The following is a 15,407-nucleotide window of genomic DNA, read 5'->3' on the forward strand; positions in this document are numbered from 1 at the left end:
CGACTTAAGAGAGTCTGCGCAGACCCACCCACCCTGCAAAAATGCACACCCAACCTGCAGTTATCCGGGTTGTACATGGCAAATTTGCACTGTTACGATCCGTCATCGTTCGCGCGCGAACACTTCTATAAAGAACAATAAAAGCAGGGAGTTAGTGATGACTGCTCAGGTTTCATCCCAAGTGACATGGGACGTCGATGCCCAAGCCGAAGTGCTGGCCCAGGTCCGCAACCATATCGGCCATCTGACCCTCAACCGCCCCGCCGGTCTCAACGCCATCACCCTGAACATGGTCCGCTGCCTGCAACAGCAACTCGACGCCTGGGCCGATGACCCGCAGGTGCATGCGGTGGTCCTGCGCGGTGCCGGCGAAAAGGCCTTCTGCGCCGGCGGCGATATCCGCTCGCTGTATGACAGCTTCAAAAACGGGCAAACCCTGCACCAGGAGTTTTTCGTCGAGGAATACGCTCTCGACCTGGCCATCCACCACTACCCCAAACCGGTGCTGGCGCTGATGGACGGATTTGTCCTCGGTGGTGGCATGGGCCTGGTGCAAGGCGCCGACCTGAGGGTGGTCACCGAACGCAGCCGTCTGGCAATGCCGGAAGTGGCCATCGGTTATTTCCCGGACGTCGGCGGCAGCTACTTCTTGCCGCGGATCCCCGGCGAACTGGGGATCTATCTCGGCGTAACCGGTGTGCAGATCCGCGCCGCCGATGCGCTTTATTGCGGATTGGCCGACTGGTATCTGGAAAGCGACAAACTGGCGGTGTTGGACCAGCGCCTCGACACCCTGCAGTGGCACGACACTGCGCTCAAGGATCTGCAAGGTCTTCTGGCGACATTCGCTGTGCAACAATTGCCTGATGCACCCTTGCGCGCATTGCGTGCGGCCATCGACCATTTCTTCGCCCTGCCCGACGTACCAAGCATCGTCGAGCAGTTGCGCGAAGTGACGGTCGCCGACAGCCACGAATGGGGGTTGGCCACCGCTGATCTGCTGGAAAGCCGCTCGCCGCTGGCGATGGGCGTAACCTTGGAGATGCTGCGACGCGGTCGTCATCTGAGCCTGGAAGCGTGCTTCGCCCTGGAGCTGCACCTGGACCGCCAGTGGTTCGAACGGGGTGACCTGATCGAAGGCGTGCGCGCCTTGCTGATTGACAAAGACAAGACTCCGCGCTGGAACCCGCCGACCCTGCACGCGCTCGATGGCGAGCATGTCGCGAGTTTCTTCAGCGGTTTCGACACGAGTGGGAGCTGAGCCATGCACGACCTTGAATTGAGTGAAGAGCAAGTCATGATCCGCGACATGGCCCGGGACTTTGCCCGCCGTGAAATCGCGCCACACGCCCAAGCCTGGGAAAAGGCCGGCTGGATCGATGACGCCCTGGTGGCCAAGATGGGCGAGCTGGGCTTGCTCGGCATGGTGGTCCCCGAAGAATGGGGCGGCACCTATGTCGACTACGTTGCCTACGCCCTGGCGGTGGAAGAAATCTCCGCCGGTGACGGCGCCACCGGTGCCTTGATGAGCATTCACAACTCGGTGGGCTGCGGGCCGGTCATGAATTACGGTACCGAAGAGCAGAAACAGACCTGGCTGCCGGATCTGGCCAGCGGCCAGGCTATCGGCTGCTTCGCCCTGACCGAGCCCCAGGCCGGTTCCGAAGCCCACAACCTGCGCACCCGTGCCGAGTTGCGCGACGGCCAGTGGGTGATCAACGGCGCCAAGCAATTCGTCAGCAACGGCAAACGGGCCAAGCTGGCCATTGTCTTTGCGATCACTGATCCGGATCTGGGTAAAAAGGGTATTTCCGCGTTCCTGGTACCGACCGATACCCCGGGCTTTATCGTCGACCGGACCGAACACAAGATGGGTATCCGCGCTTCAGATACCTGCGCGGTGACCCTCAACCAATGCACCATTCCCGAAGCCAACCTGCTGGGTGAGCGCGGCAAGGGCCTGGCGATTGCCTTGTCCAATCTGGAAGGCGGTCGAATCGGTATCGCCGCGCAAGCCCTGGGCATTGCCCGTGCGGCCTTTGAAGCAGCGCTGGCCTACGCTCGCGACCGGGTACAGTTTGACAAGCCGATCATCGAGCACCAGAGCATCGCCAACCTGCTGGCGGACATGCACACCCGATTGAATGCTGCCCGCTTGCTGATCCTGCATGCCGCACGGCTGCGCAGCGCCGGCAAACCCTGCCTGTCGGAAGCGTCACAGGCCAAGCTGTTTGCTTCGGAGATGGCGGAAAAGGTCTGCTCCTCGGCGATACAGATCCACGGCGGTTACGGTTATCTGGAAGATTATCCGGTGGAACGCTACTACCGCGATGCGCGGATTACCCAGATCTATGAAGGCTCGAGCGAGATACAGCGGATGGTGATTGCGCGGGATTTGAAAAACTATCAGATCTGAAGAAAAAGATCGCAGCCTATCGGCAGCTCCTACAATGACCGCGTTCATCCGCATGAATGGAGTGAACGCAAATCCGTAGGAGCTGCCGCAGGCTGCGATCTTTTCAAGGCACCAATTTATTTCCCTTTAAACTGCGCCGCACGCTTGTCGATAAACGCCGCCATCCCTTCCTTGCGATCTTCGATGGCAAATGCCGCATGGAACACTCGGCGTTCAAAGCGCACGCCTTCGGACAGGCTGACTTCAAAGGCGCGATTGACGCTTTCCTTGACCATCATCGCGATCGGCAGGGATTTGCTGGCAATCACTGCGGCCACTTTCAGCGCTTCTTCCAGCAGTTCATCCACCGGTACGATGCGCGCAACGATCCCGGCGCGTTCGGCTTCCACCGCATCGATCAAGCGCCCGCTCAGGCACATTTCCATGGACTTGGCCTTGCCCACGGCGCGGGTCAGGCGCTGGGTGCCGCCCATGCCCGGCAGCACGCCAAGGTTGATTTCCGGCTGGCCGAATTTGGCGTTGTCGCCGGCCAGGATGAAATCGCACATCAACGCCAGCTCACAGCCACCGCCCAGGGCAAACCCGGCGACCGCGGCGATGATCGGTTTGCGGCGGTTGGCCACCCGGTCACTGTCGCTGAACAGATCGTCAATGTAGATCTGCGGATAGGTCAGATCGGCCATTTCCTTGATGTCGGCACCGGCGGCGAAAGCCTTCTTCGACCCGGTGAGCACGATACAACCAATCTCGGGGTTGGCTTCCAGGCCATCCAGCGCCTGGTTCAATTCGCTGACGATCTGCGCATTGAGCGCATTCAAGGCTTGTGGGCGGTTGAGGGTAATCAGACCGACGCGGCCGTGGATTTCCAACAAAATCGTTTCATAGCTCATGAACAGGTTCCTGATTCAACTGTAGAGATTTAAAGATTGCGCGAAATAACCATGCGCTGAATGTCGCTGGTGCCTTCGTAGATCTGGCAGACCCGCACGTCGCGGTAAATGCGTTCCAGCGGGAAGTCGCTCAAATAGCCATAGCCACCGAGGGTTTGCAAGGCCGCAGAGCAGACCTTCTCGGCCATTTCCGAGGCAAACAGCTTGGCCATCGACGCTTCGACCAGCGCCGGCTTGCCGCTGTCGCGCAGGGCCGCGGCGTAATGCACCATCTGCCGGGCGACCGCAATCTGGGTGGCCATATCCGCCAGGCGAAAGGCCACGGCCTGGTGCTCGATCAGGGTCTTGCCGAAGCTTTCCCGCTCGCGGGCATAGTCACGGGCCGCTTCAAACGCGGCGCGGGCCATGCCCACCGATTGCGAGGCAATACCGACACGCCCGCCTTCAAGGTTGGCCAGGGCGATTCTGTAGCCTTCACCCTCCTCGCCCAGGCGATTGGCGACCGGTACTTTCACGTCTTCGAACAGAATCTGGCAGGTGTCCGAGGCATGCTGGCCGAGTTTGTCTTCGATCCGCGCGACCTTGTAGCCCGGCGAGTCGGTCGGCACGATAAACGCGCTGATGCCGCGTTTGCCGGCACTCGGATCAGTCACTGCAAACACAATCACCACCCCGGCGTTTTGCCCGGAGGTGATGAACTGTTTGCAGCCGTTGAGCACGTAATGGTCGCCGTTCAGTCGGGCTCGGGTTTTCAGGCCGCTGGCGTCGGAGCCGGCCTGGGGTTCGGTCAGGGCAAAGGCCCCGAGCATCGAGCCGCTGGCCAGGGGTTTGAGGAATTGTTCTTTCTGTTGATCGTTGCCGTACTTGAGGATGGGTACGCAACCCACCGAGTTGTGCACGCTCATGATGGTCGAGCAGGCGCCGTCACCGGCGGCGATTTCTTCCAGGGCCATGGCGTAGGCCAGGTAACCGGTGTCGCACCCGCCCCACTGCTCCGGCACCAGCATGCCGAAGAAACCCAGTTCGGCCATCTCGCCGATAGCCTCTTTGGGGAAGCGATGTTCGCGATCCCACTCGGCGGCGAAGGGTTTCAGGCGTTCCTGGGCAAACTGCCGGGCCGCTTCGCTGATCTGTAGTTGTTCGTCATTGGGGAGCATAAGGATTCCTTAATACAAAACTTCAACAGCCATGGCCGTGGCTTCGCCGCCGCCGATGCAGATGGCCGCCACGCCGCGATGCAGGCCTTTCTGGCGCAGGGCCGAGAGCAGCGTCACCAGAATCCGCGCACCGGATGCACCGATCGGGTGGCCCAGGGCGCAGGCGCCGCCGTGGATGTTGATCTTTTCATGGGGAATTTCCAGCTTGCTCATGGCCACCAGAGTGACCACGGCAAAGGCTTCGTTGACTTCGAACAGCTCGACTTCATCCAGCGACCAGCCGGTCTTGCTCATCAACTTCTTGATGGCGCCGACTGGAGCCACCGGAAACAGGCCCGGAGTATCGGCGAACGCCGCATGGCCGTGAATCACTGCCAGTGGTTTAAGGCCGCGGTTTTGCGCCTCGGAGCGACGCATCAAAAGCAATGCGGCAGCACCGTCGGAAATCGAGCTGGAGTTAGCCGCGGTCACTGTGCCGCCTTCGCGGAACGCCGGTTTCAGCCCGGCGATCTTGTCCAGTTTGGCCTTGGGCGGTTGTTCATCGTCGATGATCAGCTTCTGCTCTTTGCCGACCATGACCTGCAATGACACGATCTCGGCGGCAAAACTGCCGTCGTTGATGGCCTGCTGGGCACGGGTCGTCGAGGCAATGGCAAATTCGTCCTGGGCTTCGCGGCTGAAACCGTTGGCTTCGGCGCAATCCTCGGCATAAGTGCCCATCAGTCGGCCCTTGTCGTAGGCGTCTTCCAGGCCGTCGAGGAACATATGATCGATGACCTGACCATGGCCCATGCGGTAGCCGCTACGGGCGCGGTCCAGCAGGTAGGGTGCGTTGGACATGCTTTCCATGCCGCCGGCAATCACCACCTCGGCGCTACCGGCAACGAGCATGTCGTGGGCCAGGATGGTCGCTTCCATGCCGGAACCGCACATTTTGTTCAGGGTGGTGCAGCGGGTCGACTTGTCGAGCCCGGCGCCCAGTGCTGCCTGGCGCGCCGGCGCCTGGCCGAGACCGGCCGGGAGCACGCAACCGAACAACACTTCGTCCACCGCGTCAGGGGCAACACCGGCGCGTTCGACTGCAGCGCGGATCGCGGCGGCACCCAGTTGCGGCGCGGTGAGGCTTTTCAGTTCGCCCTGAAATGCGCCCATCGGGGTGCGGACGGCGCTGACGATAACAATCGGATCGTGGGAAATAGTCATGACAAATTCTCCTTACTTGGCGGCCATGCGCAAGGCACCGTCGAGACGGATCACCTCACCATTGAGCATGCTGTTTTCTATGATATGCCTAACCAGCGCAGCGTACTCCGACGGTTTGCCCAGACGTGGCGGGAACGGCACGCCGGCGGCCAGCGAGTCGCGAACTTCCTGGGTCATGCCGGCCATCATTGGCGTTTCGAAGATCCCCGGAGCGATGGTCATCACCCGGATGCCGTAGCGCGCCAGTTCACGGGCGGCAGGCAGGGTCAGGCTGGCAATCGCGCCTTTGGACGCGGCGTAGGCCGCCTGGCCGATCTGGCCATCAAAGGCTGCGGCCGAGGCGGTGTTGATGATCACCCCGCGCTCGCCGTCGGCATCGGCCTGGCCTTCGGCAATGGCCGCTGCTGCCAGACGCAGCAGATTGAAGCTGCCGATCAAATTGACGTTGATCACCTGGCTGAAGCTGTCCAGGCCATGGGGGCCGTTCTTGCCGAGGATCTTCTCGCCACGGACGATGCCCGCGCAGTTGACCAGCCCATGCAGGCCGCCAAAGGTGGCGACTGCAGCCTTGACTGCCGCTTCAGCCGCGGCTTCCTGGCTGATATCGGCGACAACGCTCTGCGCCCTTGGGCCGAGCTTTTGCGCTTGAGCGGCCACGGCTTCGGCGTTCAAATCCACCAGCATCACCTTGGCACCGGCGGCCACCAGCATTTCAGCGGTAGCGGCACCCAGGCCGGATGCGCCGCCGCTGACCAGAAAAATCTTGTTTTCAATCTGCATCATGGTTTCCTTCAGTTCAAACTTTTTGAGCCGCGGCCTCTTGAGCCTTGGCGATTTCCTGGTTGCGCAAGATAAAGCGCTGCAACTTACCGCTAGGGGTTTTCGGCAACTCGCTGACAAATTCGATTTCACGGGGGTACGAGTGCGCTGCCAGGCGCTTGCGCACGTGCTGGCGCAGTTCTTCGGCCAGCTCCGGCGAAGCACGGTATTGCGCACTGAGCACGACGAAGGCTTTGACCAGTTCGGTGCGCTCCGGATCCGGCTTGCCGACCACCGCCGCTTCAACCACTGCCGAGTGTTCGATCAGCGCGCTTTCCACATCGAACGGGCCGACCCTGTAGCCCGAGGTGGTGATCACGTCATCACTGCGGCCGACGAAGCTGATGCTGCCGTCCGGGTTCAGCTCCACGGTGTCGCCGCTGAGGTAGTAATTGCCGACGAAGGCTTTGGTTGGCGCACCTTCGTAGCCGGCGAACCAGCACATCGGCGACTGAGTGCGGTCAATGGCGAGAATCCCCGGATGTCCGGCCGGCAATTCCTCGAAGTTCTCATCGAGCACCACGATCCGGTGTCCCGGTGAGGCGAACCCGGCCGAACCAACATGTACCGGGTGCTCCAAAGCGTGGTGGTTGCACAGCACCATGCCCAGTTCGGTCTGGCCGTAATGGTCATGGATGACCACGCCGAGGTTGTCGGCGAACCAGCGGATCACTTCCGGGTTCAGCGGCTCGCCGGCGCTGCTGACGATCCGCAACTTGCCCTTGATCGAGCGGGCGAATTCATCACCGCCGGCAATCAGCAAGCGATAGGCGGTCGGCGAACCGGTCAGGTTGGTGATGCCGTATTTGTTGATCACCCGGCAAGTGCTTTCCAGGGTGAACGGGCCATCGTAGAAGGTGATCGGATGGCCCATGGCCAAGGGGCCGGTGACGCCGAAATAGATGCCGTAGGCCCAACCTGGATCGGCGACGTTCCAGAACGCGTCTTCCGGGCGCAGGTCAACCGCGTCGCGGGTGTAGCTCTGGAAGGCCACGATCGCCTTGAGCGGTACCGACAGGGCTTTGGAGGGGCCAGTGGTGCCCGAGGTGAACATCAGCAGGAAAGGATCTTCGCCGCTGAGCAGCACCGGCTCACAGTCCGCCGAATAATTGGCCTGTTCGGCCCAGAAGCTGAAATCACCGCGCACGATGCCCAGGCCCTTGGGCCCGCCGACAGTGACGATGGTCGGGCAGTCGGGCACTTCGTTGAGCTTGAAACGGTTGCCGGCATCGGTCACCACCAAGGCGGCGCCGGAACTGCTCAGTCGATGCTCGATGGCCTTGGGCCCGAAAGCGGTAAACAGCGGCTGATAGACCGCGCCGATGCGCCAGGTGGCCAGGACGGTGATCAGCAATTCGACATTGCGCGGCAACAGGCCGGCGACTTTGTCGCCCTTCTTGACGCCCTGGGCCAGCAGGAAGTTGGCGAAGCGCGCGGCCTTGTCCTGCAACTCGCTGAAGGTATAGGTCGCACTGGCGCCGTCGCGGCCTTCCCAGAACAACGCTATACGGCCGGGAAAGGCGTGCCGGTCGCAACACTCGACACAGGCATTGAGCCCCGCCAGCGTGCCCTTGAGGGCTTCATCGACAGTGTGCTGGTAATCGAACTGTGCAGTGGCAGCCAGGTAATCGCGCATCGCCATAATCCCTCATTATTTTATTTGGACGGGAACCACATACAAATCAGGGAAATACTCGCCCCGCAGGGGGTGCAGGGCAATGGTCAAAGCTATCAAGTTGTTTGACTGGTTTGGCCAAGGATTAAAGATGTGTTGCCTGTGCCGACGCTATCGCGAGCAAGCTCGCCTAGGGGGTTTACGTTCGATCGAGATATTCGGGTGTGCCCGGTTGGCGTAGGAGCTGGCGAAGCCTGCGATCTTTTGGCGATTTCCGGTATGCCAAAGAGCAAGATCAAAAGATCGCAGCCTTCGGCAGCTCCTACACCAGACAACAAAGATCTCAATCGATGCGCCGAGCCTACCCCGCCTCATTCAAGATCAAACTGCGATAATGCCCGGGATTGGACCCCGACCACTTGCGAAACGCCTTGTAGAACGAACTGGTATCGGCAAATCCCAGCCGCGTGGCAATCTCGGCGAAGCTGATCTGTGGTTCGGCCAGCCAGAGGATCGCCAGTTCCTTGCGCACGCTGTCCTTGAGCCCTTGATAGGTCTGGCCCTCTTCGGCCAGACGGCGGCGCAAGGTCGAGGCTGACATGCACAGGCTTTGCGCCAGGCTATCGGTTTCCGGCCAGTGTTCGGCGGGCAACTGTCGCAGATCGTGCTTGATCCGGCTGGCCAGGCTCTGCGGGTCGCGGTACTTGACCAGGATATTGGCCGGCGCATGGGCCAGAAAGCGCTTGAGCTCGTCGCTGCTGCGCTTGATCGGCAGCTCGAGACAATCGGCGGCGAAAATCATCCGCGTTCGCGGTCGGTCGAAGCGCAGGTTCTGGGAAAACATCACTTTGTAGTCGTCGCAAAAATCCGGTTCCGGGCACCGCAGTTCAATGGCCAGGATCGGAATACGCCGCCCGGCCAGCCAGCAGGCGACGCCATGGACGATCATCCAGTAAGTGAAATAGGTGAAGGCCCGACGTGGTTCCTGGTCGTCCTCCAGCAGCACTATTTCCGCCAGGCTCTGTTGCTGCACCAACTGCGCCGGCATCCGTTCGAGCATCAGCGACAGAAACCCCAGCCCCGACTCCAGCCCCGCTGCCAGGGTCAATTGCGCCATCGACGAACGACAGAGAAACTCCAGGCTGCCGGATTTGAGCTTGCGCGGATCCATGCCGAAGAATTCATCATCCATCCGCCGGGCCAGCAGGCGCCACAGACGCGCATAGTCGGTGGCCGGGACCCGCGCCAGCGGTTGATCGAGCAGCGCCGGATCCATGCCGACCTTGTTCAGCACTTCATCCGTCGCAGGGCCAGGTGCACAGCTCTGCAACAGCGCTTCGCGCACGAGCTGGATGGAGATGGTGTCTTTTTCCGACATTGACGGTTGCACTGCCTTGGTCTTGTACGAGTGTCGGCCATCTTAGGCAGTGGCAGCTAAAAAGCCAGCCTCCTTTGGTGGAACATCTACCATCAACCCCACTAATAAACCTGTGCCTTCGCGCGTCATATCTATAACGTTCACAGACGCCAAACTTTCACGGAAGACTTCACCATGCCTGACCCGACGGCCACCGCCGATGTGCCGCTGACCACCGCTACCTTCGACCTGCGCCCGCTGCTGATCGCCAACATGACCTGCACCATGGCAATGATGGCTTTCGTTTCATTGATCGGGCCGATTGCCCGCGTCCTCGGGCTTGCCACCTGGCAGGCCGGCGCGGCGGTCACCGTCTCCGGGTTGATCTGGATGCTCCTCGCGCGGCCGTGGGGTCAGGCCAGCGATCGCCTCGGACGTCGACGTGTATTGTTGATCGGCACGGGTGGATTCACCCTTGCCTACTGGGCGCTGTGCCTGTTTATCGACCTCTCGCTGCAACTGCTGCCCCCTGCGCTGCTGGCCTTTATCGGGCTGATGCTCGGGCGCGGTCTGATCGGGGTGTTTTACGCGGCGGTTCCGGTCGGTGGTTATGCGTTGATTGCCGATAATATCGAACCACAACACCGCGCTCGCGCGATGGCCTCGTTGGGCGCGGCAAACGCCTGCGGGCTGGTGCTGGGTCCGGCGATCGCGGCGTTGTTGTCCCGGCACAGTCTGAGCCTGCCGTTCTATGCCATGGCAGTGCTGCCGCTGTTGGGCTTTCTGGTGCTGCTGTTCAAGCTCCAAGGCCAGGAGCTGCACCTCAAGCAACCGCCCAAGACCGTGCACTTGGGCGATCCGCGCCTGCGCCGGCCAATGGCGGTGGCATTCGTGGCCATGCTCTGTGTGTCCATCGCACAAATCACCGTCGGCTTCTACGCCCTCGACAAGCTCGCGATGAACCCCGCCGATGCCGCGCAGACCGCAGGGATCGCTCTGACCATGGTCGGCCTGGCACTGATCTGCTCGCAGTTGGTGGTGCGCAAACTGGAATGGCCGCCGCTGAAGATGATCCGCGTCGGCGCGCTGATCGCCGCGAGCGGATTTGCCGGCAGCATGCTGGCCGACACGGCCTGGGGATTGTGGGCGAGCTTCTTCGTTTCGGCCTCGGGCATGGGCTGGATCTTTCCGTCCTTCGCTGCACTGGCGGCAAATGCCGTGGAGGCCTCTGAACAAGGCGCCACTGCCGGTTCCATTGGCGCTGCCCAAGGTTTCGGGGTGGTCATCGGGCCGCTGGCCGGCACCCTGATCTACGCGATCGAACCACGCCTGCCCTATCTGGTGGCGGCCGCATTGCTGCTATTGGTCGCCTGTTGGCCTGCGGTCGGAAAGCCGCAGAGCCGCTAAGCCTTACAGAATGCGATAGAGCAAGCGCTCGATGCGCAACCGGCGGACTCGGCGCAAGAACTTGCCGACAGCCGCCGGGTACTCCACCAGGGTTTCCAGCTGCTGATGCTGCTCGATGCGGCGAGTGTTGCGGAAAATCTCCAGCAGCTCTGCCTCCCGTGGTTCCTTCAACTGGTTTTTCGGATCATCGATCAACAAGCCGTTTTCCAGGTCCAGGCGAAACGCTCGCGGATTCAGGTTGTTGCCGGTCAGCAAGGTATAACGCTGATCGACCCACATGCCCTTGAGGTGATAGGTATTGTCGCCATCGCGCCACAGGTGCAGGTTCAGCTTGCCGCTGTCGATCATCCGCTGATGGCGCTTGGCGAAACGCCGCAGGCTGATTTCATACAGGTATGGCAACGCGGCGATGACCTTGAACGGTTCGCTCGGCGGAATGTAGAAGTCATTGGCGGTCTTGTCGCCGACGACGATATTGACTTTCACCCCGCGGGCCAGCGCCCGGTTGATTTCCCGGGTCACGGCCAGCGGCAGGTTGAAATACGGCGTGCAAATCGTCAGTTGCTTTTGAGCAGTGGCAATCAACTCGCAGATCACCCGGCTCAGTGGATTGTTCTTGCCCACCCCCAGCAGCGGGCTGACCGATAACCCCTGCTTGTTGACGCTGCCGCAGGTGGTGTCGTAGGTCGCGTACTTCAGGCGACTGCGCAGATCACCGATGTCATTGCGCAGGCTGCGGGTAGTCGGCAGGTTCGGCAGGTCGAGGCGGTGCACGGCTCTGGAACCGATCAGCCCGTGCTCGACCAGGTGCTGCATGGAGTCGGCCAGGGCGCTGTTGCGCAGCACGTGATAGCGATCGAAACGGTACTTGTCGAACTTGTGCAGGTAGACGTTGTTCAGGCTGGCGCCGCTGTAGATCACGCAGTCATCGATCACAAAGCCTTTAAGGTGCAACACGCCAAACAGCTCGCGAGTCTGCACCGGCACCCCGTACACCGGCACTTCACTGGCGTGGGTGCGGGTTTGCTCCTGATACCAGGCCGAATTGCCCGGCTGCTTGCCGGCACCGATCAAACCACGCTGGGCCCGCAACCAGTCGACCACCACAACCACATCCAGTTCGGGCCGGGCAGCCTTGGCGGCGTGCAAGGCATCGAAAATTTCCTGGCCGGCTTCATCCTCTTGCAGGTAAAGCGCGACGATATAGATGCGCTGAGTCGCCTGGGCAATTTTCTCCAGCAGGCAACGGCGGAAGTCGGCGGCGCCGGAAAGAATGGTGACGGCATCGGCGGTCAGCGGAAAGCTGCGCAGCTTTGGCAGCAGGGAGCGTTTGAAAAGCGACGGCATAGGGCTCGCAAAAGGTCGAATCCGAAGAGCGGATGAGCTTACACCATGCGTACGCCTGGGTCTTCTGGTGACCGAAAGATCAAAAGATCAAAAGATCGCAGCCTGCGGCAGCTCCTACGGGATCGGTGTTCATCCCTTTATTGCGGGTGTACACGATCGGCGTAGGAGCTGCCGCAGGCTGCGATCTTTTGGGCCCGAAAGAAACAACAAAATCTCTTATTGACCAAGGAGAACGATCGTTCTACTGTTTGCCACATGAACGATATCAAGAGCACCGAAACCCGCGACATCATTCTCGATGTCACCGAGAAGCTGATCTATAAAAGTGGCATCGCTGCCACTGGCATGGATCTGCTGGTGAAAACCGCCGGTGTCTCCAGAAAGAGCATCTATCGCTACTTTGCCAACAAGGACGAGCTGACCATAGCCGCCTTGCAACGCCGTGATGAACGCTGGATGCACTGGTTCCGGACCGAAGTCGGCAAGGCCTCTACTCCAGAGGCGCGCCTGCTGAATCTGTTCAGCGTGCTCAAGGACTGGTTCGCCAGCGAAGGCTTTCGCGGTTGCGCCTTCATCAACACCAGCGGCGAAACCGGCGACCCGCAAAACCCGGTGCGCCTGGTGGCCAGGGAACATAAACAGAAGCTGCTCGACTACCTGGGCGAGCTCTGCAAAGAACATGGCGTGCAAGATCCGCAGGCGCAGGCTTTACAGCTGCTGATCCTGATCGATGGCGCCATTACCGTTGCTCTTGTCATGGGTGATCAGAGTGCCGCCGATAATGCGCAATGCATGGCGCGAAAATTATTGGACCTTTGATTGAGTTAAACAAGACAACTACTGTTTGAACTTTAACTTTCTGTGGAGACTTGTAATGTCATCTAACGCCGAAGTTCGTCCGCCACTTCCGCCGTTCACCCGTGAGTCGGCCATCGAGAAAATTCGCCTGGCCGAAGACGGTTGGAACTCCCGCGACCCGCAACGGGTGTCCCTGGCGTATACCCTGGACACTAAATGGCGTAACCGCGCCGAGTTTGCCAACAACCGCGAAGAAGCCAAGAGCTTCCTGACCCGTAAATGGGCCAAGGAACTCGACTACCGGCTGATCAAGGAGCTCTGGGCCTTTACCGATAACCGCATCGCTGTGCGTTACGCCTATGAATGGCACGACGATTCCGGCAACTGGTACCGCTCCTACGGCAATGAAAACTGGGAGTTCAACGAACACGGGCTGATGTCCAACCGATACGCCTGCATCAACGACATGCCGATCAAGGAAAGCGAGCGCAAGTTCCACTGGCCCCTGGGCCGGCGGCCGGATGAGCATCCGGGGTTGTCCGACCTGGGCCTCTAGTAGGAGCTGCCGCAGGCTGCGATCTTTTGATCTTTCCTGAGATCGGTGGTGAGCCGGAAAAGATCGCAGGCTTCGCCAGCTCCTACGCCGAACGGGGACACCCGCAATCCCGTGACCGTCCTGATGCAATCAAGCCACCGCTTCCACCCGCTTCACCCCCGCCTTCGCTTCCAGCTCCCGCACCAATGGCAGCACCCGTTTGCCGAAGTATTCCACCTCTTCCTGAAAGTGCAGGAACCCCGCCAGTACCAGGTCCACTCCCACTGCCTTCAACGCCACGATGCGCTCGGCGATTTGCTGCGGGGTGCCGATCAGGTTGGTCTTGAAGCCGTCGTTGTACTGCACCAGGTCTTCGAAACTCGACTTGGCCCAGTTGCCTTCGCCCTCCGGTGACGCTTTGCCAGCCTGTTTCGCCGCATCGCCAAAGGCATTCACCGCCTCCGGGTCGGCCTGGTCGATGATCTGCGCCAGCACTGCGCGGGCCTCTTCTTCAGTGTCGCGGGCGATGACAAAGGCGTTCACCCCAACCTTCACCGAATGGTTATTCGCCGCGGCCTTGGCGCGGATGTCATCGACCTGGGCCTTGATCCCCTCTGGCGTATTACCGTTGGTGAAGTACCAGTCGGAGACTCGCGCCGCCATGTCCCGTGCCGCCCGTGAGCTGCCACCCTGGAAAATCTCCGGGTGCGGCAAGCCCAGCGGCTTGGGCTTGAGGGTGTAGTCGTTGAAGCGGTAGAAGTCGCCCTTGAAGGTGAAATTGTCCTGGGTCCAGATACCTTTCAATGCACGGATGAACTCCTCGGAACGCCGATAACGTTCGTCGTGCTCCAGCCAGTGTTCGCCAATCGCCTGGAACTCGCCCTTGAACCAGCCGCTGACGATATTCACCGCGACCCGGCCATTGGTCAGTTGATCGATGGTCGCCAGTTGCTTGGCCGCCAGCGCCGGCTGCCATGGGCCGGGCAGGATCGCGGCGATGACTTTCAGCTTGCTGGTCGCCGCCAGCAGCGCATGGCTGAAGGCCACCGATTCATGCTGATACTCGGCGCCATAGCCGGCAGTGAAGCGGATCTGCGTCAGGGCGTAGTCGAAACCAGCCTCTTCGGCCAATTGCGCCAGCTTGCGGTTGTAGTCGATACCCCAATGGGTCCGTTGCTCGATCTTGCTCACCACCAGCCCGCCGCTGACATTCGGCACCCAATAGGCAAATTTGACGGCTTGCTGACTCATAGGATTGTCCTCGGGACTAGGGATTGTCAGAGGACCAGAGCAGCAAGCGTGCCAGCACAGGAGATCACTGCCTGCAGCCGCGGCAGCACTGCATCGGAGCCGATTACGGCAGCGGCTGTAGTACGGCTGCGCACAGTTCACGAACAGGTGTTTTTGTTGATGCGTTGTTGCCCGGGCAACAGTTTGTGCATGCCCGCCATCCGTCAGGGCCAGACAAACCGGCAGTTCCCTCTTCGGCATGGACCGTGCAATCCCCTCGGCAGACGCAACGCCCTTTTACTGCCGACTCGAGGAACCGTCCCATGACCGAACATCACGTCATCAACCCCCTGGCCACAGGCACTGACTACGAAGCGCTGGCCGAGCGTTTCCGGCCGATTTTCACTCGAATCGCCGCCGGAGCGCTGGAACGCGAGCAGTCGCGCAGTTTGCCGTTCGAGCCGATTCAATGGCTCAAGGAAGCCGGCTTCGGCGCGGTGCGGGTGCCGCCATCCCATGGCCGAACTGCGAGCACTGATATCTATGCCGACATGAGCATTCATGCTTTCCACTCCCCAGGTTTTAGGTAAGATTGTTCCCGGTTCCCCCGACCTCGAACTTCATGCCACTGCA

At 60.7% G+C, this 15,407-nt stretch carries 13 protein-coding genes and 1 pseudogene; 6 read left to right on the plus strand and 8 right to left on the minus strand.

Annotated elements, in window-relative coordinates; all coding sequences use genetic code 11:
• Nucleotides 1–157 precede the first annotated feature (157 nt).
• A complete protein-coding gene (locus ACA064_RS16350) occupies nt 158–1,261 on the plus strand; it encodes an enoyl-CoA hydratase/isomerase family protein (RefSeq protein ID WP_497669044.1) in 1,104 nt (367 codons plus the stop codon).
• Nucleotides 1,262–1,264: 3 nt separating this feature from the next.
• Nucleotides 1,265–2,416, plus strand: a complete 1,152-nt coding sequence (locus tag ACA064_RS16355; RefSeq protein WP_497669045.1) for an acyl-CoA dehydrogenase family protein — start codon at nt 1,265–1,267, stop codon at nt 2,414–2,416.
• 116 nt (nt 2,417–2,532) lie between these two features.
• On the opposite strand, the gene ACA064_RS16360 is transcribed toward ACA064_RS16355, so the two are convergent.
• The 6 genes from ACA064_RS16360 to ACA064_RS16385 all read right to left on the minus strand — a co-directional run bounded on the left by ACA064_RS16360 (nt 2,533) and on the right by ACA064_RS16385 (nt 9,478).
• Nucleotides 2,533–3,306, minus strand: coding sequence for an enoyl-CoA hydratase (locus tag ACA064_RS16360; RefSeq protein ID WP_497669046.1), 774 nt, complete (start codon nt 3,304–3,306; stop codon nt 2,533–2,535).
• A gap of 29 nt (nt 3,307–3,335) precedes the next feature.
• The gene (locus tag ACA064_RS16365) at nt 3,336–4,463 is read right to left on the minus strand and encodes an acyl-CoA dehydrogenase (protein ID WP_497669047.1); all 1,128 of its coding nucleotides are present in this window, start codon (nt 4,461–4,463) and stop codon (nt 3,336–3,338) included.
• Between the two features lie 9 nt (nt 4,464–4,472).
• Entirely contained in the window at nt 4,473–5,666 is a 1,194-nt protein-coding gene (locus ACA064_RS16370) for an acetyl-CoA C-acyltransferase (RefSeq protein WP_497669048.1), read from the minus strand.
• Nucleotides 5,667–5,678: 12 nt separating this feature from the next.
• The gene (locus ACA064_RS16375) at nt 5,679–6,446 is read right to left on the minus strand and encodes an SDR family NAD(P)-dependent oxidoreductase (RefSeq protein ID WP_497674260.1); all 768 of its coding nucleotides are present in this window, start codon (nt 6,444–6,446) and stop codon (nt 5,679–5,681) included.
• Between the two features lie 16 nt (nt 6,447–6,462).
• Entirely contained in the window at nt 6,463–8,121 is a 1,659-nt protein-coding gene (locus ACA064_RS16380; protein WP_497669049.1) for an AMP-binding protein, read from the minus strand.
• Between the two features lie 340 nt (nt 8,122–8,461).
• Entirely contained in the window at nt 8,462–9,478 is a 1,017-nt protein-coding gene (locus tag ACA064_RS16385; RefSeq protein ID WP_497674261.1) for an AraC family transcriptional regulator, read from the minus strand.
• Nucleotides 9,479–9,652: 174 nt separating this feature from the next.
• Here ACA064_RS16385 and ACA064_RS16390 point away from each other — a divergent pair, with 174 nt between their 5' ends.
• Entirely contained in the window at nt 9,653–10,864 is a 1,212-nt protein-coding gene (locus ACA064_RS16390; protein WP_497669050.1) for an MFS transporter, read from the plus strand.
• A gap of 3 nt (nt 10,865–10,867) precedes the next feature.
• Here ACA064_RS16390 and pssA read toward each other — a convergent pair whose 3' ends face one another.
• Nucleotides 10,868–12,211 carry a CDP-diacylglycerol--serine O-phosphatidyltransferase gene (gene pssA / locus ACA064_RS16395; RefSeq protein WP_497669051.1) on the minus strand — a complete coding sequence of 448 codons (1,344 nt, stop codon included), beginning with the start codon at nt 12,209–12,211 and terminating at the stop codon, nt 10,868–10,870.
• 255 nt (nt 12,212–12,466) lie between these two features.
• Here pssA and ACA064_RS16400 point away from each other — a divergent pair, with 255 nt between their 5' ends.
• Together ACA064_RS16400 and ACA064_RS16405 are read left to right on the plus strand one after the other, a co-directional pair.
• Nucleotides 12,467–13,030: a TetR/AcrR family transcriptional regulator gene (locus tag ACA064_RS16400; RefSeq protein WP_497669052.1), complete on the plus strand. Its 564-nt coding sequence runs from the start codon at nt 12,467–12,469 to the stop codon at nt 13,028–13,030.
• Nucleotides 13,031–13,085: 55 nt separating this feature from the next.
• Complete coding sequence (locus tag ACA064_RS16405) at nt 13,086–13,565, plus strand: nuclear transport factor 2 family protein (RefSeq protein WP_497669053.1); 480 nt, start codon at nt 13,086–13,088, stop codon at nt 13,563–13,565.
• 129 nt (nt 13,566–13,694) lie between these two features.
• Here the strand turns inward: ACA064_RS16405 and sfnG are convergent, their stop codons facing one another.
• The gene (sfnG, locus tag ACA064_RS16410) at nt 13,695–14,795 is read right to left on the minus strand and encodes a dimethylsulfone monooxygenase SfnG (protein ID WP_497669054.1); all 1,101 of its coding nucleotides are present in this window, start codon (nt 14,793–14,795) and stop codon (nt 13,695–13,697) included.
• A gap of 302 nt (nt 14,796–15,097) precedes the next feature.
• Here sfnG and ACA064_RS16415 point away from each other — a divergent pair.
• A pseudogene (locus tag ACA064_RS16415) lies at nt 15,098–15,295 on the plus strand (acyl-CoA dehydrogenase family protein); the annotation flags it as partial.
• Between the last annotated feature and the right edge of the window lie 112 nt (nt 15,296–15,407).

The organism is Pseudomonas sp. LBUM1658 (assembly GCF_059716055.1).

Bases quoted from the DNA above. Each gene is read 5' to 3' on its own strand.
- ACA064_RS16350 (WP_497669044.1), top strand. From the start codon at position 158: ATGACTGCTCAGGTTTCATCCCAAGTGACATGGGACGTCGATGCCCAA.
- ACA064_RS16355 (WP_497669045.1), top strand. From the start codon at position 1,265: ATGCACGACCTTGAATTGAGTGAAGAGCAAGTCATGATCCGCGACATG.
- ACA064_RS16360 (WP_497669046.1), bottom strand. From the start codon at position 3,306: ATGAGCTATGAAACGATTTTGTTGGAAATCCACGGCCGCGTCGGTCTG.
- ACA064_RS16365 (WP_497669047.1), bottom strand. From the start codon at position 4,463: ATGCTCCCCAATGACGAACAACTACAGATCAGCGAAGCGGCCCGGCAG.
- ACA064_RS16370 (WP_497669048.1), bottom strand. From the start codon at position 5,666: ATGACTATTTCCCACGATCCGATTGTTATCGTCAGCGCCGTCCGCACC.
- ACA064_RS16375 (WP_497674260.1), bottom strand. From the start codon at position 6,446: ATGCAGATTGAAAACAAGATTTTTCTGGTCAGCGGCGGCGCATCCGGC.
- ACA064_RS16380 (WP_497669049.1), bottom strand. From the start codon at position 8,121: ATGCGCGATTACCTGGCTGCCACTGCACAGTTCGATTACCAGCACACT.
- ACA064_RS16385 (WP_497674261.1), bottom strand. From the start codon at position 9,478: ATGTCGGAAAAAGACACCATCTCCATCCAGCTCGTGCGCGAAGCGCTG.
- ACA064_RS16390 (WP_497669050.1), top strand. From the start codon at position 9,653: ATGCCTGACCCGACGGCCACCGCCGATGTGCCGCTGACCACCGCTACC.
- pssA (WP_497669051.1), bottom strand. From the start codon at position 12,211: ATGCCGTCGCTTTTCAAACGCTCCCTGCTGCCAAAGCTGCGCAGCTTT.
- ACA064_RS16400 (WP_497669052.1), top strand. From the start codon at position 12,467: ATGAACGATATCAAGAGCACCGAAACCCGCGACATCATTCTCGATGTC.
- ACA064_RS16405 (WP_497669053.1), top strand. From the start codon at position 13,086: ATGTCATCTAACGCCGAAGTTCGTCCGCCACTTCCGCCGTTCACCCGT.
- sfnG (WP_497669054.1), bottom strand. From the start codon at position 14,795: ATGAGTCAGCAAGCCGTCAAATTTGCCTATTGGGTGCCGAATGTCAGC.